We start from the raw sequence: 20,706 nt of genomic DNA on the forward strand, positions 1-20,706 counted from the left end.
GTGATATTATATGAAAAAATTAGAATTATTTCCAAAACTTATTTTAGGTATACTATTTGGTGTTTTATTAGGGTCTATTTGCAAAAGTACAAATATATTATTCCCAGTAAGACTTCTTTCTACTTTTTCTTCTATATTTGGAAGTTTTTTAAATTTTATAATCCCATTCATAATAATTGCATTCATTGTTCCAGGTATAGCTGAATTAGGAAAGGGTTCAGGAAAACTACTAGGACTTACTGTATTACTTGCCTATATTTCAACTGTATTTTCTGGCATACTAGCCTTTGTCACAGGAATAAATATACTACCTAATGTATTAAATGTTGACCAATTGGCACCAAAATCTGATTTATATTTAGAAGCGTTTTTCACTATAGAAATTCCTCCAATTATGGGTGTAATGACTGCACTTGTAACCGCTTTTATGATTGGCATAGGTATATCCCATATAAAAGGGAAAAATTTAATTAATGTATTTGTTGACTTACAAGAATTAATTGAATTAGTAGTAAAAAATATTTTATTACCTTTAATCCCTATACATATAAGTGGTATTTTTTCTAAACTTACTGCCAGTGGAGAAATTTTTTCTACAATAAAAACATTTTCTTTAGTTTATATATCTTTTTTAATATTACAATTTATTTATTTAGCTATACAATATAGCATAGCCTGGGGACTTAGCAAAAAATCCCCTATAAAATTACTTAAAAATATGGTTCCAGCTTATTTCACAGCAATTGGAACTCAATCCTCAGCTGCTGCAATTCCTTTTACATTGAAATCTACTTTAAAAAATGGCGTATCAGAAGAAGTTGCAAATTTTGTTATACCACTGTGTGCTACCATTCATTTAGCTGGTGATACAATAACAATAACTTTATCTGCTATGGCAGTATTAATGATGTCTGGAACAGTTCCTACATTTGCAACTATGTTTCCTTTCATATTAATGTTAGGAATTACTATGGTAGCTGCTCCTGGTATCCCCGGAGGAGGAATATATGCATCCCTAGGATTATTAAAGGATATGTTTATGTTTACTCAACCTCAGCAAGGTATAATGATAGCTTTACACGTTTCCCAAGATAGTTTTGGCACAGCAACAAATATAACTGGTGATTGCGCACTATCCATAGTAGTAGACCAAATATATAAAAAATTAAATAAGAACACTTCGAAAAAAGAAATAGATAATTTTAACGAAATAGGAGCTTAAACATATAAAGAGCATATAAATTTTAATTATATGCTCTTTACATTTATTTTTGTATTCCAACTAAAGTATTTCTAGGAATATTATTGTACATCTATTTTATATCATCATCTTTAAGTTTATACAACCATGAGAAGCTTTCTTCCCTAATTTTTTATATTCTGCCTGTATTATAGAACCATCTAAATGATGCAAAACACTATGAAATAAATAGTTATTATTTATTCTTATATAGTTATAACATATATATCCATGTTATTGTCCAAAACTTGACCCTCTTCCCCCTATTAAATTTACCTGTACAATAGGATCGCCATTTTTAAGATATTCAAACTTTTTTACTATATAATCATCATATTTTACATCATATTGTCCTAATCTTACAGTTTTATTCCCCATAGAATTTGCTTCTTTACAAAACACAATAGCTTCATAGTTACCTAACTCTAATTTAGGTATAAAAGCTTGATATAATTCATTTCCCTTTCTATTAAGAGTATACCCAGAAGTTAAGTCTATCCACTGATTAACCTTTAATGAATGTAACAAAACTCTATAATTTACACTTTTATTTAAATTACCTTTAACTAAAATTTTAGAATATGTTGTTTCATAAACTTGGAATCTATCAAATTCTACAGATGCATCTTTTAATAAATCATTTTCTATTGGTTATTTACATTTTTAGCCATATTGATGTAATACCACTTCTATTTGATTAAAACAATAGTTTTATATTTATTAATATTCATAGAAATTATATACTTTATGTATTCAAGCATAGATTGTAATACTAAAGTATTTATACACAAATTTTGAAGTAAACGAATAGTATATATTATATTAAAAAATAAATACTTTTTTAAAATAAGGGAGGAACTTTTTTATGGACTGCAATAAATGTTTTGATATAACACCTCAACCAAATCAACCTTGTACAAATACAGGAGTAACAAAAGCAGGAACAAAAGTAGAATGTGAAAATTTTCCTGATAAATCCTGTGGTCATCCTGGGTATTTATTATCTAAAATTCCAGTAGTTCTATCAGAATTTACTGTTCAAATAGATGCTGAAGCTAATATTACTTTAGAAGAACCAGCAATAGATATTAAATTTATAGATAAAAATGCTTATTTAACTCAATGTCACCTAATCCCTGGCACTGATAAGTTATATATTGAAGGCTATATAAGAAAAAATATAGTTTACTCCTCTAAGGATTGTGCAGGTCAAAATGGAGTTTCTGGAAACTTAAAGCATTCAACCGTGAATGTTCCTTTTGATTGTGTAACTAAAGTAAGATTCTTTGATGGATTTAATTATAATAATATATTCCATCCAAACTGTGATACTGAAGAAATATCAATATTTGATCCAAAATGTTTAGGAAAAAAGAATACAGAATATAATTTTTCTAATTATGAGACTTTAAATGAAAAAGTATTTTGTGAAATAGAGAATATAGAAATATATGAAACTGATATAGAATTAGACCCTACTCCAATATGTAAAGCGCCTACTGAGCACAGCTTCCAGCACATTAAAGAAAAAATAGTAATCTACATTACTTTAAAATTATTGCAAAACAGACAGATTTATGTTAATGGAAAATTAAAACCAAGAAGAGACTAATATAAAGACTCAAGACTTTTATAGTCTTGAGTCTTTATAGTAAAAGGAGGGATATATTGAAAGACAAAAAAAGTATTTCTTTAATCGATGAATTAGAAAATAATAATTCATTAGTTGTTATACAAAATAATATAAAAGATATTCAAAATTCTATTCCTCAATATAACAAAAATGAATCTAAAGTTAAAAAATTAAAATCTAAAAATCATTATAATTATGAAAGTAAAAAAAATATTCTAGATAAAAAACTAGAAAATGATAACAATTTAAAAAATACATCTAATGGAGATATTAACTGCAAATGTAAATTGATTCAAGAAATATCCAACAAGTACATTATACCTACAGGTATAAATGGTCCCATTATAGTAAAATTGCCAGTACTTATATCTGAATTTGAAATAGAAGTTAACTGTGAATCCCATGTAAACTTATGTAAAGAACTATTTAAAATTAAAAACTCTAAAAATACTGTGTATATTAAGGAATGTACTCTTATTCCAAATTGCAATATACTGTTTTTATCTGGATACATAAGAAAAAGTATAGACTATTTATTGTGTACTAATAAGCATAATAAATATTTAGAAAATAAACTAAAGCATTTCACAACTAACGTTCCATATGAATGTTCAACTAATATAAAATATTTTACTAATCCCATCTTTAACAATAATGCTATTAAAGAAAAATTAATATTATCTAACAACAATAATATTAATGGAAATACTGATTATGAATATTTTAATGAACCAATATATTATAATTTAGTAAGTAGTGAAATACACGAGTTAACTTTAGAAAGGGAAACTATACGTAGCCAAGATGCAAAAAATAAAATAACTAATAGCTTTAACCAGAAAATGATTTTAAAGCTTCGTATAAGATTACTTCAAGATCAACTTGTAAATATATATTCACCCAATATTTAACTTTGACACAATAAAAAGGTCTATTAAAAATAGACCTTTTTATTTAGTTGGAGCTTCTGACAGGATTTGAACCTGCCACCTGCTGATTACGAATCAGCTGCACTACCTACTGTGCTACAGAAGCATATTTTATACATAAATTTTACTATATTAAATTTAAAATTTCAATATACTCTGTCTATATTACCAGGTTTTATTCTTGAAATTTATCATATAAGTTCAAATAAAAAAATTATTTTAAACTATACTACTAAAACTTAATACAAATGCATTAAACTTTATATTTTAGACTTTGACTTTCTTTGACTTTTAATGTATTATATAAATATAAAATACATTAATTTTAAAAGGAGGTTGTTTTTATGTTTGATTTGATTCCTTTTAGGAAAAGTGCTTATTTTCACCAGTTTATAAATAGCTTCTTTGATGAAAATTTTGTCAACTCTACAAATTTCTTAGGAAATAATTTTAATGTAGATTTAAAAGAAACTGATACTGAATATATTTTACAAGCAACTTTACCAGGTATTAAAAAAGAAGCTATTGAATTAACTTATAATAATAATTATTTAATTATATCTGCGCAAAAAAATGATATTGTGGAAAACAAAAATGACAACTTCATTAAACGTGAAAGAAAATACGGTAGACTTAGTAGGAGCTTTTATTTAGACAATGTAAATAAAGAAAATATTAAAGCTTCTTTTAATGATGGCGTTTTAACAATAAAATTACCCAAAGAAAATAAATCACTTTCAAATTTTGAAAAAATTTATATTGAATAATAGGAGGAATTAATTCCTCCTATTATTATTGATGTATTATATCTAATCTTCCAAATTTACTATATTGTCCAATCCAAGCCAACTTAACTGTACCTGTTGGACCATTTCTTTGTTTTGCAATTATACATTCAGCAACATTTTTATCCTCTGTTTCTTTATTATAGTATTCATCCCTATATAAAAACATAACTAAATCCGCATCCTGCTCTATAGAGCCAGACTCTCTTAAGTCTGATAGCATAGGCCTATGATCCGTCCTCTGCTCAGGTGCACGGGATAACTGAGATAGTGCGATAACTGGACATTCCATTTCTTTTGCCAATGCTTTTATAGATCTTGATATTTCAGACACTTCTTGTTGTCTACTCTCTGATCCTCTACTTCCAGACATAAGCTGAAGATAATCAATAACTATAAGATCTATTCCATGCTCTATTTTTAATCTTCTGCATTTAGATCTCATCTCCATTACAGATATACCTGCGGTATCATCTATATATATTTGTGCTCCAGAAAGTGGACCAGATGCCTTGGCAATATTTTCCCAATCTTTATCTTCTAAATTCCCTGTTCTTAATTTTAACATATCTACATTAGCTTCTGAACATAAAAGTTTATATGCTAATTGTTCTTTAGACATTTCTAGTGAAAAAACAGCTACACTTTTTCCCGCTCTTAATGCTGCATATTGAGCTAAATTTAAGGCAAATGTTGTTTTACCCATGGATGGTCTTGCAGCTATAAGCACCATATCACCTTTTTGGAAACCTGACGTCTTAGAATCTAGTTCAGGGAAACCTGATGGAACCCCTGTAACTCCACCTTTATTATTAAATAACCTTTCTATTTCAATAAAGCCTCTTTCTAAAACTGTACTCATAGGTTCAAAATCACTTGTAGTTCTATTGCTGGCAATATCAAATATCTTTTTCTCTGCTATATCTACTATACAAGCTACGTCATCTTGTTTATTATAACTATCTTCAATTATTTCAGTTGAGGCCCTTATAAGTCTTCTTAATGTTGACTTTTCTTTAACTATCTTTATATAAGAACTTAAATTAGCTGTAGAAATAACTGAGCTACAAACCTCACTTATATATGTAACTCCACCAGCAGATTCCAACTTTTCTTTTGATTGAAGATTTTCCGTTATTGTTACTAAATCAACTGCCACATCTTTTTGGTACAAATCTAATATGGCCTTAAATATTATTTTATGAGCATCTTTGTAAAAGTCCTCTATAGATAAAACCTCTAAAGCCTGTGCTATAGAAGTTTTATCAAGTATCATAGCTCCTAATACACATTGCTCAGCCTCTATATTATGAGGCATACTTTTAAGAGGTGCGTCCATGTTTATCTCTCTCCTTAAAGTTTAATCATCAAAAGTTAATGTCTAAAATACTATTTCCATTAATTCTTCTATATCTTTAACTGATTTTACATCAATATCAGAAAGTCCACTTGGGACCTCCTTAGAATTATCATTTGGCACTAACACAAGTTTAATACCTTTTCTTCTAGCTCCATATATTTTTTCAAAGATTCCACCTACAGGTTTTATCTTTCCTCTTAATGAAATTTCACCGGTTATAGCTATATCTTGTCTTATAGGCTTATTTAAAAGTGCACTTATAATACATATAGTTATAGCTGCACCGGCAGATGGACCATCTATACGTCCTCCACCTATAATATTTACATGGACGTCATAGTCACTTATATCTTTATCTGTAATTCTCCTTATAACAGATGCAGCATTAAATACAGAGTCTTTAGCCATACTTCCTGCAGTGTCGTTAAATCTAACTCGCCCTTTTCCCTTTTCTTTAGCTTTAAATATAGCCGTCTCTATTTCTATAGTAGAACCAATATAACCACTGACTCCAAGTCCATAGATATGTCCTACTTCATGTTTAATATCTTTAGCATTAACCGTCTCGTATGGTGTTAATCTATTAATAGCTATAACATTTTCTAAGTCCTCTAATTCTACAACTATACCTTTATCATTTTCCTTACTTTTATTGTATAAGATATATCCATACACCTCTGCCAGTATATTTACTGCTTTTCTTCCCTCAATTGTATACCTGCTTATAGTCTTTGCTATACCATCTTCAAGTTTTATCCCTAATTTATCTGCTGCCTTTTTAACTATTAATTCTATATCTGTAGGCGTTAAGGGTTGAAAATAAACCTCAGTACATCTAGATTTTAAAGCTGGGTTTATATCTTGAGGTTCCTTAGTGGTAGCTCCTACTAATATAAAATCTGCTGGAGCTCCCTTGTCAAATAAATATTTTATATATTTAGGGGTATTTTCATCATCTGGATCATAATAAGAAGATGAAAATTCTACTCTTTTATCCTCTAAAACCTTAAGTAATTTGTTTTGTAATATAGAATCTAGTTCACCTATTTCATCAATAAATAAAACTCCACCATGAGCTTCTGTAACTAAACCAGGTTTAGGCTCTGGAACCCCTATTTCTGCTAAATCTCTTTTACTGCCTTGATATATTGGATCATGAACTGAACCAAGTAGAGGATTTGTTATTTCCCTTGGGTCCCACCTTAATGTAGTTCCATCCACCTCCACAAATTTCGCTTCTTCTTGAAATGGAGTATTTCTAAGTCTTTTAGCCTCCTCTAATACAAGTCTAGCTGCAGTGGTCTTACCTACTCCCGGTGGTCCATATAAAATAATATGCTGAGGATATGGGGAAGCTAATTTTGAAAATAAAGATTTTATTGCTGTCTCCTGTCCCACTATTTCTGAAAAAGATTCCGGCCTTAAAAGTTCTTGAATACTTTTTGTTAATTTCCTAGAATCTAACTTTTCTAATTGTTCATACTTTTTTAAAGTCTTAGCATTTTCAGGTCCTTTCTGCTTTTTTATTATCCCCAATCTTACCTCATCCATATACTTATCTTGTTTCTCAATTAATAACTTTTCAACTTCTTTTTCTATATTATTTTCAACATATCTTTTTGCCAAAGTTTCTGATACCCACTTATTGGTATTACTTAAAGCTTCTTTTACATTTTTATCATTTGGTACAATATCAATACCTTTTCCATCACTTACTATTTTATTTATAGCATATAATTTTTCATAAATACTATTACTTTTAATGTAATCCTGCAATTTAAACTTTATAATCCTAGTTCTTATAATTTTATCATCTAACACTTTATTAACTATTTCATTTAATGTATTAATTTGAATATCTAATTGCAACCCATCGGATACTTCTTTTTCGAATTCTTCAACAAATTGTGATTTCACACTTATCCTCCTTATTGTTCTTCTACAATTACTTTAATTTTTGTAGAAATTTCAGGATATACTTTTACTTCTACCTCATAAGTACCAAGTTGTCTTATTGCTTCCATAACTATCTTTTTTTTGTCTATGTTCACTTTAAAGTTTCTTTTTATCTCATCTGATATATCTTTACCTGTTATAGATCCAAATAATCTTCCATTTTCTCCTGACTTAACTTTTATCTTTACACACTTTCCTTTTAAATTATTTGCAACTTTTTGAGCTTCTTCTATTTCAGCAAGCTTTTCTCTTCTTTCTGCTTCTTTTTTATTATTTAGAACATGCATATTTGAATCGGTTGCTTCTATAGCTAATTTTCTTGGAAATAAGAAATTTCTAGCATATCCATCTGATGCATTCACCACATCACCTTTTTTACCTACATTTTTTACATCTTTTAATAAAATGACTTTCATTAATCTTCACCTTCCCTCAAGTATTTATCTATAGCATTTTCTAGTTTTTCAACTGCTTCATCAATAGAAACAGATTTTAGCTTAGCACCAGCCATAGTCATATGTCCTCCACCTCCCAAATATTCCAAGAGCACCTGCACATTTATATCCCCAAGGGATCTACCACTAATAAATATTTCATCCCCTATCTTAACAAACACAAAGGATGCCTGAATACCTGTAATATTTAGTAATTCATCAGCGGCCTGTGCTGCTAATACTGTATCCTCAATATTAAGTGGACATTTAGCTATAGCTATTCCATTAATTATTTTTGCTGATTTAATTATTTCATATCTATTTAAATGAGTTTTAAAATCATCAGAAAACATTTTTTTTACATCTATAGTGTCAGCACCTAACTTCCTTAAAAAAGATGCAGCCTCAAAGGTTCTAACACCTGTTTTAAAATAAAAACTTTTAGTATCCACACATATTCCTGCCAATAATGCTTCTGCCTCTATTACTTTTAATTTAGGTTTATCTAACATATATTGTATCATTTCTGTTACCAATTCACAGGTAGATGATGCATAAGGTTCTATATAACTTAATATTGCCCCTTCTATATAGTTGGTTGCCTTCCTATGGTGATCTATTATAACAAGCTTTTTGTTTTTATCTACTACTTTTATATTATCCACATAACTTTTACTATGGACATCCACCAATACTAAAAGGCTTTCGTCATTCATAATGTCTACTGCTTTAAAACTATCTATAAAGGCATGCTCATATTCATTTTCTAATTTTAATCTATCCATCATAAGTTTTATACTATTATTAATACCATCCAGTATTATATAGCACTCTTTATTAAGAGATTTTACAGTGCTGTATAACCCTACTGCTGCACCTAAACAATCTATGTCAGGATTTTTATGTCCCATTATTAACACTTTATTACTTTCATTTACTAAACCTAAAAGAGCATGGGCTATTACCCTAGCTCTCACTTTTGTTCTTTTTTCTATTTCTTTCGTCTTACCTCCATAAAAATCCAATTTATCTCCAGTTTTTACTATAGCTTGATCTCCACCCCTACCAAGAGCTAATTCTTTAGCAGAGATAGCATAACTTTCATTCTCTAGAGGAGTATTTCCTCCTCTTCCAACTCCCATACTAAGAGTAACTGTAAGTTTATTGCCTATATTTACTTCTCTTATTGTATCTAAAATGTCGAATTTTTTATCCATTTCTTTTCTGATATATTTATCTTGAACAGACAGGATGTATTTGCTTGATGAATATTTTTTTGACATAGCCTGTATAGATTGGGCATAGCTATTTATGTTTTTTTCTATTTCAGCAATTAGTATAGGCCTTTTATCCTCATCGGTGGTCTTAATTACCTCGTCTAAATTATCTACTTCTATTAACATTACCACTTCTTTATTTTCATTTATACTATTTAATACAAAGTACATCTCTGTAACATCATATAAATATACAAGAACTATTTTGTCTTTTAATCCATTATTATCTCCATTTTCAACTATATTAGTGTATATATCGTAATAATGATCTTCTATTTTTACATGTTTAAGTGAATTTTTTTTACCATCTAGAATTTGCCTAATATTTAAATCCTTTATCACTTCATTTACATTCTTCTCTAATATATCCCTTCCTTGAACCACCGTTGAAAAATTTTGATTATACCATAAAATATTATTGTTTTCTCCTACGATAAGCATAGGGAACGGTAACTTTAATAAGGTATTTCTAGTAGCATTGTCTAGTTTGGATGAAAAATCTTCTATAAACTTTTTCCATTCATCTTTTTTAGCCTTATTTTTATTTACACTGTAAAAAAATAATATTAAATATAATGTTATTCCTGCTATTCCTATTGTAATATTATAATACATAATAATCATTATGAGAACTATTATTATTAACATATAACTCTTATTAGAGCCGTTAAAATAATCATATTTATTATCCATAATAAACCCCCATTATTTTCTTAATACATTCCTATTTGGGTCTATTTTTCTAAAATCTAAAATTATATCCGAAAGTCCTATCATAACATATATCATTGATATAGGTGAGAAAAATGTAATTAATATTATCAATATAATAAAACCTTTAGCGAGATGAAATTTATTTTTTAGATAGTAAACAGCAACAGCTATACCTTGTAGTACAAATATGTATTGTAATAAAGTTTGCGCAGACAGAGTTAAATACTCGCCTGATGGGACTTTTCTCCTTACAAGCACTACGCCCAAAAGTAGTAAAATAGCTATTATAGTCGTAAATTTTATGTCTATTCTAATTTGTGATATAGATGTCATTGGTTTTATTTCATAACCTAATTTTTTAATTATAGCCTTTGTTATAATATAGGTTAAGTAAGCAAACACAAATGAAGATATAACCAAAATAGCCGGTATTAATTTTAGCACATATTCAGTATTAAACATATTAATTAAATCATAAAATGGTTTTAACTGCTCTTTAGTTACACCCATACTAGTATATATATTGATAGTTAAATCAAATGATTCCCTCATCATTTTAACCATTTCATCTGTTAAAGCTCTAATACTAGAATTTGCTATAAGCTTTATATATACAATTAACTGTGTTACTGTACCAATAAATGATGCTATAGATAACAATAAAAGTGTAATTGAAATTTTTCTATCCTTCTTAATACAATACCCTAAAGTTATACCTGTAATACCAAACATAATTGCTGAAGTTAGTCCTGCAAAGGGACTATACACCATAGCTATTATTACACCACTAACAATTATAGATGTAATTGTCATTTTAATATTTTGCCTTAAATATAATACGGTAACAGGTATAGGTAATATAAATCTACCTAGAGTAGTAAATATTGGTACATAAATATTCATAAGTGCTAATACAACTAATATTGCTGTTATAAGCCCTGCTTCTACTAGTCCTTTTGTGTTATAAATTTTATTTTGCATATATACCTCCTTTATTGTCTTTCTTTTAAATGAGAATATAGTCTACTTAAATCTTTTCCTTCCTTCTCAATTTCATCTTCTTCTATAATACCGAGCTTTAATTTCTTCTTCATATGCTCATCTACTGCTGTATAGGAATATCCTAACCTCTCTGCTAATATATATAATACAGTTATTGCCCCGGAAATACAATCTAATATGGCATTTTGTGCAACATTACTTCCTCTAGTTAAAAGTTTAAAAAAATCAGCAATTAAGCATAAAAGTTCTGCTTTTAACTTCTCTATAATTTGAATATTATGCATTATATTAAGATTATCTTTTTTCATTAGAACATCTCCTTTTTACCATATTTACACTTTTAATTATTTCCAGATATTTATTCAAAATAATAATTTCTAAGTTATACAAGATATATATACTTTAATTATAGGGTTACTATCAATATTTTACAATATAAAGTTAAAAGGCCTATTCCCATTATAATTAAAGAATAGACCTTTATTTATGCATTAAGCTCTCATTAGCTTATGGTATGTACCTATGAAAAATATACTTATAATAACCAATACAATACACAATTTAATTTTAGTATAATCTAATTTATAATATATTCTCTTACCTTTCTCTATACCATCTATATTACTAACGTGTATATCTACATCCTCACCATTCTCCCTACATTTTGCATTAAATACTCCTGTAGCAGTCACCACATCCCCTTTGTTATTATAATTCCCATCTTCATTTTTTATCCATAATCCTATAGAATTGGATTTATCATTTATATTTATCTAGCAGTATGATCCTCTTTTCATTTTTTCTTCTATAGCTTAACATTTCAAATGGATATAACTTATAATATTACCGTTTTGAATTTCTATGGTCTCCATCATGTTATTTGAAGCATTGATACTTTTATAATTGTCTATCATAAGTCCTTCTACAGATGGTCTCAAACTACATAATATTATTACAGATGCTATACCAACTATGGCTATAATAACTGCTAAAAACAGATTAAAAAAGTAATTTTAATTTTTTACCATTTTTTTAAATTTATCCTTTAACTAATACTAGTATAATTATTATTAAAGTTTATATCAATGTTCTATATATGTTAAAATTAGTAAAGTTTAACCTTTTTTTTATAAATAAAAATATATTTCCAGTTAACTCTTTTTAATATATAAAAAAATATTTTTTTAAATGTTATTTTACCAATTTAGAGATTAACATATAAAAAAGGGAATATATTTAATACATTCCCTTTTTTTATATGTTAATCTCATTATTATTCTGTTGTAAATGGTAATAACGCTATATTTCTTGATCTCTTTATAGCTTCAGTAAGTTCTCTCTGATGCTTTGCACAGTTTCCAGAAATTCTTCTTGGAAGAATCTTTCCTCTTTCTGTGATATATTTTCTTAATTTATTTATATCTTTGTAATCAATAGCTTCAGCTTTGTCTACACAGAAAACACAAACTTTTCTCTTAGCTCTTCTCATTCTTCCGCCTCTTCTAGCGTTACCATCTCTTCCTGCTTCTCTACTCATCTTCTTACCTCCTTACTTAAAATGGTATCTCTCCGTCATCTACAGGAGTGATATCCTCATCAAAAGAATTATTATTAAATCCACTTGATGTATTAGACACATATTCAGAATCATACCCTTGAGGTGCAGCTGATTGCTGTTTATTTCCCCACTCTAGGAACTGAACTTCATCTGCAACTACCTCAGTAACATATCTTCTTGTTCCATCTTTAGCTTCATAATTTCTAGTCTGAATTCTACCACTAACTCCCATAAGCCTTCCTTTGCTCATATAGTTTGCTGTAGACTCAGCCTGTTTCCCCCAAACAACTATAGGAATAAAATCTGCTTCTTTATTTCCATCTTTGGAGAATCTTCTATCTACTGCTAATGTTAAAGTGGCTACAGCTGTACCATTTCCTGGAGTAAATCTTAACTCAGGATCTTTGGTTAATCTACCTATTAATACAACTCTATTCATAAAAACACCACCTATTTTTCTTCTTTAACAATGATATGTCTAATAACTGAATCGTTGATTCTGAATAATCTATCTAATTCTTTAGGTAATTCTGGTTCAGCAGTGAAGTTAATTAATGTATAATGACCTTCATTAACTTTCTTTATTTCATAAGCAAGTTTTCTCTTACCCCATAAATCAACGTTGTCTACTACTCCACCAGCGTTTTCTATTACGCCTTTAAACTTTTCAACGTTAGCTTTAACAGCTTCTTCGTCTAATGATGGATGTAATATAAATATAGTTTCATATTTTCTCATTAGATTCACCTCCTCCCCTTGGACTAACGGCTGTGATTTTCACAGCAGGGACTACCAAACAATTTTATCACTAACAATATTAAAAATCAACATATTTTTTAATTTTATTCTTTTTCATTTTTTAATATTTTTTTTACACTCTTTTCAAATTTACTTCTATCAAGCATAACTATTCTTGCACATCCACAACATTTAACTTTTATATCTGCACCTAACCTTATAATTTTCCATTCCTTACTTCCACATGGATGTACTTTTTTCATCTCTACTATATCTCCCAGATTATAAAATTTAGGCATTTTATTCCTCCTTCAAAATTTTCACCCTTGGATAAGGTCTTTTTATATTCTCTTTATCTAAAACATCTTTGATCTTTCTTCTAAGATCCATTTCTATATCCCATTGTGTCATAGACTTAGCTCTACCCACAACTCTAATAGTAACTATATTTTCTTTCATTGCAGTAATGCCCGTAACACTTGGTGTATTTACTATATTTTTATTTTGTTTTTCCTGTAAACAAACCTGATTTATTAAATTTATTACCTTATCTATATTTTCTTCAGAGGATATATCAACATCTACTAGTACCCTCATACTTCCTCTAGAGTGATTCGTAACATCATTTATAGACCCATTAGGGATTATGTGTAAATCTCCATTAAAATCTCTTATTTTAGTTATTCTTAATTCTATACTCTCTACTATACCACTTTTATTTTGTATACTTATATAATCTCCTACAGCATATTGATCTTCAAATAATATAAAAAAACCATTAATTATGTCTTTAATCAAATTTTGTGCTCCAAATCCTATAACAACTCCACCTATTCCTGCAAAAGTTAGAGCCTTTATGTTAAAAACTATATCAATTAAAATAAATATACCTACAAAGTAAACTGAATATTTTAATATGCTTTTAAGTATAGCTCCTAATGTTTTTGATTTCCTTTCATCTAAAGAAAATCTCATTTCACTTTGCTTTTCTACAAATCGATTTATTATTTTATTACCTATTTTTATAGTTAAACACATAAAAAAGATTACTAATAATATTTTAATGCACTTGCCTATAACAGTATATATATATTCTTGCTTAAAATTAGAAAATATCTCATTAAAAAAATTTTTAAAATATTTTATAGCATTTTCCATTATACCCTCCTCTACTATGTTTAAGCATAAGTTTAACAATTATTAAAACTATAACTTTATATCATATGTTCCTTTTATAATACTACGATTTAATTTACTACATTGTTTATATAAACCTTGTAATATATTTGAGAATGCTACTTTAAATAATATATTTTTCTTCTTAAAAACTATAATAATAAATTTATTAAAACTTGTCCACTTATATAATTAATACAATAGTTATTAAAAGTATATACCATATAATTTTATATTATAATAGTTACTGCTTCTACATGCCCATATGATATTTTTATAATTTTAACATTACTACTGTACTTATCGAAGTTTCATGCAGATTAAGTTAATAATCATAAACATATTATATTAAAACTTATAATTATTAAAATAAATTCATTAAATATATTTTTTGTTACTATTGGTACTAATATACATTTTATCACTTTTAATCTATAATATATAATGTAATATTATATACATGTAATAACAAAATGAAGTATAAGAGGATAATTTTATGTTGACATTTTTAAAAGCTATTATTTCAGGATTAAGTACAGGCCTGGTAATTTCCATACCACTTGGACCTGCTGGAATAGAATCTATTAAAAGAACTATAAATGAAAATTATAAAAAAGGCCTATTTGTATCCTTTGGGGCTATATGTGCTGATATAAGCTATTTATTTTTAATAAACTGTGGTCTATTTAATTATTTTAATAAAAACCAAAAATCCAAAGCTTTATTTTGGATTTTTTCTGGTATTACTTTATTAACTATCGAATATTTTTCTTTAACAAAGCATACTAAAAAATCTAAGTTGCTTAACAATAATAAAATAAATTCATCCCCATTTTTAAGTGGATTTTTAATAACATTTTCTAATCCAATGACCCCTTCACTTTGGATTACATTAAGCGGAACTATTATTAGAAAATGGCACTACATAGGAAAAACATCCTATTATATATTTATTTGTTCCATAATATCAGGCATGATACTTTGGTTTGTTACGCTTAATTACTTAGCATTAAAAGGTGTACATATATTAGGTGAAAAAGTGACTAAAAAAACTTCTAAAATTCTTAATTTAATTATACTTACAATAGGTATTATATTTATAGTTTTAGGCTTTATTAAATTATTTAATGAATCAACTATTGCTTATAGATCTTCTATCAAATATCTTTTATAATATGTTGTAAACCTATTAGTATAGTTTTATATTTTATAAAATATTGCATGATAATTGAAAGATATATAGAAAAATGAACCCTTTATAGTAAACAAAATTATTGAATTTATAATAAATATTTATATTAACATAGATAATATTTTAACTTATGGATATAATTAATTTAATATCTATATTTTAAAAGTATATCCTAAAAACTTTAGATCTTAACTAAAGTTATATTAAATAAAATTATAGAATAGATAACTTTAATATACTATTACATAAGTTAAGATAAAATATTTTCATTGAAATCAAAGTCTAATTTAATTATAATTTAAAATAATTGCTAAAAGGATGTGAATATTTTGGATGAAATTGTAGAAAAATTAGACAAGACCTTACTCTTTGTAGTAATCTATACCCTAAGTTTTTTTATTTTCTTCAAAACACTAGGGTACACCCTACCATTTGTCTTGGCATTTATATTCGCACTAATTTTAAAAAAGCCTACAGAACTTTTAATACAAAAATTTAAAGTGAAAAAATCTATTTCAGCCCTTATTACAACTTTACTATTCTTTACTATAATAATAAGTTTATTTTACTTTATAATAACTTCAATAAGTAAAGAGGCTATACAATTAGGTAAAAATACCCAATCATATGTATTAAATAATAGTGATAACATATCTAATTTTTTTAAAAATATAAAAGTTCATTATAAAAGTTTAGATCCTACAATAACAAGTTCTGTAAAAAATAGCTTAGAAAAATATATATCTAATATTTCTAATTTTGTCATGGTACTTACCAGTAAAATTATCCAAAGTATATTGTCCTTATTAGGATATATTCCCTATTTATTTATGGTTATATTATTTACCTTGCTCTCTACATATTTTTTTACTAAAGATCTAACTGAAGCTAAAAGTAAATTTTTAAATACTGTTCCTTTAAGAAATTCTAGAAAACTTATTTCAATTATTAATCAAGTCAAAAAAATGCTAATGAATTATTTTATGTCATATCTGTTTGTAATATTTCTTACTTTCCTAGAAACCCTTATAGGTTTTCTAATATTTAGAGTAAAATATGCAGTTATTTTAAGTATAATAGCAGCAATATTTGATATTCTTCCCATACTTGGAATTGGAGGTGTTTATATTCCATTATCCCTTGTATATTTTTTCGTACAAAAAAACTACTTTGTAGCTTTTGGTATTTTAATTTGGTATATTGCTGTAACAATTGCAAGACAAATATTAGAACCAAAAATCGTATCTTCCACTTTAGGAATACATCCAGTTTCAGTTTTAGCATCTATCTTTATTGGGCTTAAAATAGGTGGAGTTTCAGGAATGTTTTTTTGTATGTTCCTAGTAATATTTTATAAAGTATTAAAAAATGTAAATATAATATGATGAAATGTATAAAATACCTCCCTTTGGTTATAATTCCAAACGGGAGGTTGTTTACTATGAAAAAAAAGATTCTAATTGATGCTTCTGATTTTAATAGTACTATAACATTAAGAGATACATTAAATGAATATATTAATAATGCATTAGAATCCGGTAGAATAATTATTCTTTTATGTATAGGATCAGACAGATCTACTGGCGATAGCCTAGGGCCCTTAGTTGGTCATAAATTAAGATTTCTGTCAAGGGATAACTTCCATATATACGGAAGTTTAGAAAACCCTGTACATGCTAAAAATTTGCACTCAACATTAGAAAATATAAATAAAACATTTAAAAATCCATATATTATTGCAATAGACGCTTGTCTTGGTAGTGTACAAAATATAGGTAAGATATGTATAGAAGAAAAACCTTTATCTCCTGGATCTGCTATGAATAAAAATCTTCCACTAGTGGGTAATATAAGTATAACAGGAATAGTTAACGTATGTGGAGCTTTAGAATTTGTTATTCTACAAAATACAAGATTAAATACAGTTATGCAATTAGCTGAAACTATTTCTCAAGGGGTATATCATTCTATTGTTAAAAGTATAGGTAGAAAAAAAATTTACAATGACAGCTAAAAAACTAATAATTATAAGAGAACTCATTATATGTGTTCTCTTTACCTTTTTAAATTAAAGAATTATACATTTTATTATTTAATATATATTCAATATCATCCACGTTTTTACTACCAATATCAATAATTAACTTTCCATTTACCTTAAATGAACTTTGCTGATCAGTTAATTTTACTAATCCTCCATTTTTTAAATCGCATAATATAGCGTCACAGTTTTCATTATCCAATGAATTTATAAGCTTATATCCTCTGCTTAATAATTCACCTCTTATTTCCTCAAACTCTTCAGAAATGCATAATATCATAAAAAAACCTCCTTTAAGATAATTTTTACCTTAAAAGAGATTTTTTATTCAATTTATTCTAAACATTTATTCATGGCTTCATCAAGTACATGTTTTTCCTCATCCGAAAGATCATACCTTGAAATTCCCTTATCTATAGGTTTAGCATATGTGGTACTTTCATTCCTTCCATAAATACCAGTAAGTATAATTCCATTATTCTTATCATTTAATAAAGCTATTGAATAACTTAAATCACTACCTACATCCTCAAATGCTCTATACCTCATTATAGAAACTTTTTGAATACAGGACTGTAATTTTGAATCTAACATTTTATATAAATCTCGCATTTCTCCTGTTTCTTTAGTAGCTCTATCAACTCTATCTAAATAATTATTAATAAGCTCTTCAATATTTTTATTATCTACGCCTCTCATAAATTTTTTATATTTGCTCTCAAGTCTACTTATAGCTTTAGATTGGGCAATAACTAAAATAAATAATAAAATTATTATAACAATAAGCCCTATAATAATTAAGGGCTGAAAACTGTTAATAATGTTTAATACATCTTGCATTATTTTTCCCCTTTCTACTGTTTCACGTGAAACATAATTTAGTTTGTATTATTTAAAGTTTTAAAATATCCAATATTCTTTGTAAATCCTCTTCTGAATAATATTCAATTTGAATTTTTCCCTTATTTTTCTTATTATCTAGATATACTTTAGTTCCAAACAACTCTTCTAATTTTTCTTTTATATCATTATAATAAGGATTTTCTATACTTTTCATTTTATCATCATTTTTATGTATATTTACTTCTTCCTGATTTTTTAATAAAGATTTTACAAGTTTTTCTGTTTCTCTCACACTAAGTTCTTCATCTATTATAGTTTGTGATACTGTATATTGTAAATCTTCATTATCAATAGCCAAAATTGTTCTGCCATGACCTTCCGATATAACTCCATCTATAATATAATCCTGTACCCTCTTATCTAAGTTCAATAACCTCATACAATTTGATATAGCTGTTCTTGATTTACCTATCCTTTTACTAAGTTCCTCCTGTGTTAGCTTAAAATCATCTATTAACTTTTTATAAGCTTTAGCCTCTTCTATAGGATTTAAATCCTGTCTTTGAATATTTTCTATTAAAGATATTTCTAATACTTGTTTATCATCTATATCCATTGTAATAGCTGGGATTTTACTTAATCCTGCTAGTTTAGCAGCCCTAAAACGTCTTTCTCCAGCTATTATTATATATATATTCTTTTCTTTTTTCACTATTATAGGTTGAATCAACCCATGTTGTTTTATAGAGTCACTTAGCTGTATTATTTTTTCTTCATCAAAATTTTTTCTAGGTTGCTCTGAATTAGGTTTAATAAGATTCATTGCTATATCAGTAACATTATTTTTTTGTATATCTTCAGAGATATCATCTGGAATAAGCGCTCCTAAACCTTTCCCTAATCCAAACTTCTTATTCATGTATTTTCAACCCCTGTCTTTTTAAAAATTCTTCAGTTAGTTTTTCATAAGCCTCTGCTCCTTTACATTTACCATCATATAACATAATCGGTAGTCCAAAACTTGGTGCCTCTGCTAACCTTATATTTCTAGGAATTGAAGTATCATATACTTTACCTTTAAAATATTTTTTTACTTCTGATACAACTTCATTAGATAGATTAGTTCTTGCATCGTACATACTCATAATTACTCCTTCTATCTCTAACTCTGTATTAAGTGACTTTTTTACTAATTGTACTGTGTTAATAAGTTGTCCAACTCCCTCCAATGCATAAAATTCACATTGTATTGGTATTAAAACACTATGAGAGGCTACTAGCGCATTTATAGTTAAAAATCCTAAAGACGGAGGACAATCTATAAATACAAAATCAAATTCTTCCTCAATTTCCTTTAATTTAACTTTTAAAATATTTTCCCTTTTTTCTTTATTTATAAGTTCTACCTCTGCTCCCGCTAACTCCATAGTTGAAGGTACTACATAAAAATTATCAATAAATTCGCATTGCTTTACAGTATCTCTTATAGACATATCTGAAGTGAGAATATCATATATTGAATTTTCAAGTTTTCTTTTGTCAAATCCTAATCCACTAGTTGTATTACCTTGCGGATCTATATCAATCACTAATACTTTATAACCTTCCATACATAAATATGAACATAAGTTTATACTTGTAGTAGTTTTACCAACCCCACCCTTTTGATTAAAAATGGATATAACCTTCAAAACATTACACCACCTATCTTTTCTTATAAAGCAAATATTATACACCTTAATTATATCTTTATACTATCAATATTAAAAGTCCTTTATGTAAGTTTTACATAAATATTATAAAAAATGATTAAAAATAAGGATTCTAA

Annotated in this window: 23 protein-coding genes, 1 tRNA gene and 1 pseudogene; 7 read left to right on the forward strand and 18 right to left on the reverse strand. The window is 27.2% G+C overall.

Annotation, left to right across the window (positions count from 1 at the left end):
• Window positions 1-10: 10 nt before the first annotated feature.
• Entirely contained in the window at window positions 11-1,222 is a 1,212-nt protein-coding gene (locus tag EJL03_RS11995) for a dicarboxylate/amino acid:cation symporter (RefSeq protein ID WP_125154199.1), read from the forward strand.
• A gap of 252 nt (window positions 1,223-1,474) precedes the next feature.
• On the opposite strand, the gene EJL03_RS12000 is transcribed toward EJL03_RS11995, so the two are convergent.
• On the reverse strand, window positions 1,475-1,768 hold the full coding sequence (locus tag EJL03_RS12000) for a hypothetical protein (RefSeq protein WP_125154200.1): 294 nt from the start codon (window positions 1,766-1,768) through the stop codon (window positions 1,475-1,477).
• A 337-nt stretch (window positions 1,769-2,105) separates the two neighbouring features.
• Between EJL03_RS12000 and EJL03_RS12005 the strand changes: the two genes are divergently transcribed.
• Together EJL03_RS12005 and EJL03_RS12010 are read left to right on the forward strand one after the other, a co-directional pair.
• Window positions 2,106-2,852 (forward strand): CsxC family protein, encoded by a 747-nt coding sequence (locus tag EJL03_RS12005; RefSeq protein ID WP_125154201.1) that lies wholly within the window; start codon window positions 2,106-2,108, stop codon window positions 2,850-2,852.
• Window positions 2,853-2,908: 56 nt separating this feature from the next.
• The gene (locus EJL03_RS12010; RefSeq protein WP_125154202.1) at window positions 2,909-3,784 is read left to right on the forward strand and encodes a hypothetical protein; all 876 of its coding nucleotides are present in this window, start codon (window positions 2,909-2,911) and stop codon (window positions 3,782-3,784) included.
• 48 nt (window positions 3,785-3,832) lie between these two features.
• Here EJL03_RS12010 and EJL03_RS12015 read toward each other — a convergent pair.
• Window positions 3,833-3,908 (reverse strand) — tRNA-Thr (locus EJL03_RS12015).
• A gap of 238 nt (window positions 3,909-4,146) precedes the next feature.
• Between EJL03_RS12015 and EJL03_RS12020 the strand changes: the two genes are divergently transcribed.
• Window positions 4,147-4,569 (forward strand): Hsp20/alpha crystallin family protein, encoded by a 423-nt coding sequence (locus EJL03_RS12020; RefSeq protein ID WP_125154203.1) that lies wholly within the window; start codon window positions 4,147-4,149, stop codon window positions 4,567-4,569.
• A 25-nt stretch (window positions 4,570-4,594) separates the two neighbouring features.
• On the opposite strand, the gene EJL03_RS12025 is transcribed toward EJL03_RS12020, so the two are convergent.
• From EJL03_RS12025 to EJL03_RS12080, 12 genes and pseudogenes are all read right to left on the reverse strand, one after another.
• On the reverse strand, window positions 4,595-5,926 hold the full coding sequence (locus tag EJL03_RS12025; protein ID WP_125154204.1) for a replicative DNA helicase: 1,332 nt from the start codon (window positions 5,924-5,926) through the stop codon (window positions 4,595-4,597).
• 42 nt (window positions 5,927-5,968) lie between these two features.
• Window positions 5,969-7,864, reverse strand: a complete 1,896-nt coding sequence (lonC, locus tag EJL03_RS12030; protein ID WP_125154205.1) for a Lon family ATP-dependent protease — start codon at window positions 7,862-7,864, stop codon at window positions 5,969-5,971.
• An 11-nt stretch (window positions 7,865-7,875) separates the two neighbouring features.
• Entirely contained in the window at window positions 7,876-8,319 is a 444-nt protein-coding gene (gene rplI, locus EJL03_RS12035) for a 50S ribosomal protein L9 (protein WP_125154206.1), read from the reverse strand.
• Complete coding sequence (locus EJL03_RS12040) at window positions 8,319-10,307, reverse strand: DHH family phosphoesterase (protein WP_125154207.1); 1,989 nt, start codon at window positions 10,305-10,307, stop codon at window positions 8,319-8,321. The genes rplI and EJL03_RS12040 overlap by 1 nt, the downstream gene beginning before the upstream one ends.
• 12 nt (window positions 10,308-10,319) lie before the next feature.
• Window positions 10,320-11,309 carry a YybS family protein gene (locus EJL03_RS12045; protein ID WP_125154208.1) on the reverse strand — a complete coding sequence of 330 codons (990 nt, stop codon included), beginning with the start codon at window positions 11,307-11,309 and terminating at the stop codon, window positions 10,320-10,322.
• Window positions 11,310-11,320: 11 nt separating this feature from the next.
• Entirely contained in the window at window positions 11,321-11,638 is a 318-nt protein-coding gene (locus EJL03_RS12050) for a MazG-like family protein (protein WP_125154209.1), read from the reverse strand.
• 183 nt (window positions 11,639-11,821) lie between these two features.
• Window positions 11,822-12,025, reverse strand: coding sequence for a hypothetical protein (locus EJL03_RS12055; protein ID WP_164509071.1), 204 nt, complete (start codon window positions 12,023-12,025; stop codon window positions 11,822-11,824).
• A gap of 578 nt (window positions 12,026-12,603) precedes the next feature.
• A complete protein-coding gene (rpsR, locus tag EJL03_RS12060; RefSeq protein ID WP_125154211.1) occupies window positions 12,604-12,867 on the reverse strand; it encodes a 30S ribosomal protein S18 in 264 nt (87 codons plus the stop codon).
• Between the two features lie 141 nt (window positions 12,868-13,008).
• Window positions 13,009-13,327: pseudogene (locus tag EJL03_RS12065) on the reverse strand (single-stranded DNA-binding protein); the annotation flags it as partial.
• Between the two features lie 11 nt (window positions 13,328-13,338).
• Window positions 13,339-13,626, reverse strand: coding sequence for a 30S ribosomal protein S6 (gene rpsF, locus EJL03_RS12070; protein ID WP_125154213.1), 288 nt, complete (start codon window positions 13,624-13,626; stop codon window positions 13,339-13,341).
• Window positions 13,627-13,730: 104 nt separating this feature from the next.
• On the reverse strand, window positions 13,731-13,925 hold the full coding sequence (locus EJL03_RS12075; protein ID WP_125154214.1) for a DUF951 domain-containing protein: 195 nt from the start codon (window positions 13,923-13,925) through the stop codon (window positions 13,731-13,733).
• Window position 13,926: 1 nt separating this feature from the next.
• Window positions 13,927-14,784 (reverse strand): mechanosensitive ion channel family protein, encoded by an 858-nt coding sequence (locus EJL03_RS12080; protein ID WP_125154215.1) that lies wholly within the window; start codon window positions 14,782-14,784, stop codon window positions 13,927-13,929.
• 514 nt (window positions 14,785-15,298) lie between these two features.
• On the opposite strand from EJL03_RS12080, the gene EJL03_RS12085 reads away from it, so the two are divergent.
• The 3 genes from EJL03_RS12085 (at window position 15,299) to yyaC (ending at window position 18,008) form a co-directional block, all read left to right on the forward strand.
• Window positions 15,299-15,976, forward strand: a complete 678-nt coding sequence (locus EJL03_RS12085) for a LysE family translocator (protein ID WP_125154216.1) — start codon at window positions 15,299-15,301, stop codon at window positions 15,974-15,976.
• A gap of 347 nt (window positions 15,977-16,323) precedes the next feature.
• Window positions 16,324-17,379 (forward strand): sporulation integral membrane protein YtvI, encoded by a 1,056-nt coding sequence (gene ytvI, locus EJL03_RS12090; protein WP_125154217.1) that lies wholly within the window; start codon window positions 16,324-16,326, stop codon window positions 17,377-17,379.
• A 56-nt stretch (window positions 17,380-17,435) separates the two neighbouring features.
• Complete coding sequence (gene yyaC, locus EJL03_RS12095) at window positions 17,436-18,008, forward strand: spore protease YyaC (RefSeq protein ID WP_125154218.1); 573 nt, start codon at window positions 17,436-17,438, stop codon at window positions 18,006-18,008.
• A gap of 49 nt (window positions 18,009-18,057) precedes the next feature.
• Here yyaC and EJL03_RS12100 read toward each other — a convergent pair whose 3' ends face one another.
• The 4 genes from EJL03_RS12100 to EJL03_RS12115 are packed head-to-tail and all read right to left on the reverse strand — an operon-like array spanning window position 18,058 to window position 20,569.
• Window positions 18,058-18,315, reverse strand: coding sequence for a hypothetical protein (locus EJL03_RS12100; protein ID WP_125154219.1), 258 nt, complete (start codon window positions 18,313-18,315; stop codon window positions 18,058-18,060).
• Between the two features lie 53 nt (window positions 18,316-18,368).
• The gene (locus EJL03_RS12105) at window positions 18,369-18,875 is read right to left on the reverse strand and encodes a DUF4446 family protein (protein WP_125154220.1); all 507 of its coding nucleotides are present in this window, start codon (window positions 18,873-18,875) and stop codon (window positions 18,369-18,371) included.
• Window positions 18,876-18,927: 52 nt separating this feature from the next.
• On the reverse strand, window positions 18,928-19,797 hold the full coding sequence (locus EJL03_RS12110; protein WP_125154221.1) for a ParB/RepB/Spo0J family partition protein: 870 nt from the start codon (window positions 19,795-19,797) through the stop codon (window positions 18,928-18,930).
• The gene (locus EJL03_RS12115) at window positions 19,790-20,569 is read right to left on the reverse strand and encodes a ParA family protein (RefSeq protein WP_125154222.1); all 780 of its coding nucleotides are present in this window, start codon (window positions 20,567-20,569) and stop codon (window positions 19,790-19,792) included. The genes EJL03_RS12110 and EJL03_RS12115 overlap by 8 nt, the downstream gene beginning before the upstream one ends.
• Between the last annotated feature and the right edge of the window lie 137 nt (window positions 20,570-20,706).

This window comes from Clostridium rectalis, assembly GCF_900626095.1.
GTDB classification, from domain to species: Bacteria; Bacillota; Clostridia; order Clostridiales; family Clostridiaceae; genus Clostridium_AS; species Clostridium_AS rectalis.

Excerpts from the sequence above, each read along its gene's own strand:
- EJL03_RS12110 (WP_125154221.1), bottom strand. The coding sequence starts at position 19,797 with ATGAATAAGAAGTTTGGATTAGGGAAAGGTTTAGGAGCGCTTATTCCA.
- EJL03_RS12025 (WP_125154204.1), bottom strand. The coding sequence starts at position 5,926 with ATGGACGCACCTCTTAAAAGTATGCCTCATAATATAGAGGCTGAGCAA.
- EJL03_RS12085 (WP_125154216.1), top strand. The coding sequence starts at position 15,299 with ATGTTGACATTTTTAAAAGCTATTATTTCAGGATTAAGTACAGGCCTG.
- rpsR (WP_125154211.1), bottom strand. The coding sequence starts at position 12,867 with ATGAGTAGAGAAGCAGGAAGAGATGGTAACGCTAGAAGAGGCGGAAGA.
- rpsF (WP_125154213.1), bottom strand. The coding sequence starts at position 13,626 with ATGAGAAAATATGAAACTATATTTATATTACATCCATCATTAGACGAA.
- EJL03_RS12005 (WP_125154201.1), top strand. The coding sequence starts at position 2,106 with ATGGACTGCAATAAATGTTTTGATATAACACCTCAACCAAATCAACCT.
- rplI (WP_125154206.1), bottom strand. The coding sequence starts at position 8,319 with ATGAAAGTCATTTTATTAAAAGATGTAAAAAATGTAGGTAAAAAAGGT.
- yyaC (WP_125154218.1), top strand. The coding sequence starts at position 17,436 with ATGAAAAAAAAGATTCTAATTGATGCTTCTGATTTTAATAGTACTATA.
- EJL03_RS12050 (WP_125154209.1), bottom strand. The coding sequence starts at position 11,638 with ATGAAAAAAGATAATCTTAATATAATGCATAATATTCAAATTATAGAG.
- EJL03_RS12020 (WP_125154203.1), top strand. The coding sequence starts at position 4,147 with ATGTTTGATTTGATTCCTTTTAGGAAAAGTGCTTATTTTCACCAGTTT.
- EJL03_RS12105 (WP_125154220.1), bottom strand. The coding sequence starts at position 18,875 with ATGCAAGATGTATTAAACATTATTAACAGTTTTCAGCCCTTAATTATT.
- EJL03_RS12080 (WP_125154215.1), bottom strand. The coding sequence starts at position 14,784 with ATGGAAAATGCTATAAAATATTTTAAAAATTTTTTTAATGAGATATTT.
- EJL03_RS12075 (WP_125154214.1), bottom strand. The coding sequence starts at position 13,925 with ATGCCTAAATTTTATAATCTGGGAGATATAGTAGAGATGAAAAAAGTA.
- EJL03_RS12045 (WP_125154208.1), bottom strand. The coding sequence starts at position 11,309 with ATGCAAAATAAAATTTATAACACAAAAGGACTAGTAGAAGCAGGGCTT.
- EJL03_RS12040 (WP_125154207.1), bottom strand. The coding sequence starts at position 10,307 with ATGGATAATAAATATGATTATTTTAACGGCTCTAATAAGAGTTATATG.
- EJL03_RS11995 (WP_125154199.1), top strand. The coding sequence starts at position 11 with ATGAAAAAATTAGAATTATTTCCAAAACTTATTTTAGGTATACTATTT.
- EJL03_RS12100 (WP_125154219.1), bottom strand. The coding sequence starts at position 18,315 with ATGATATTATGCATTTCTGAAGAGTTTGAGGAAATAAGAGGTGAATTA.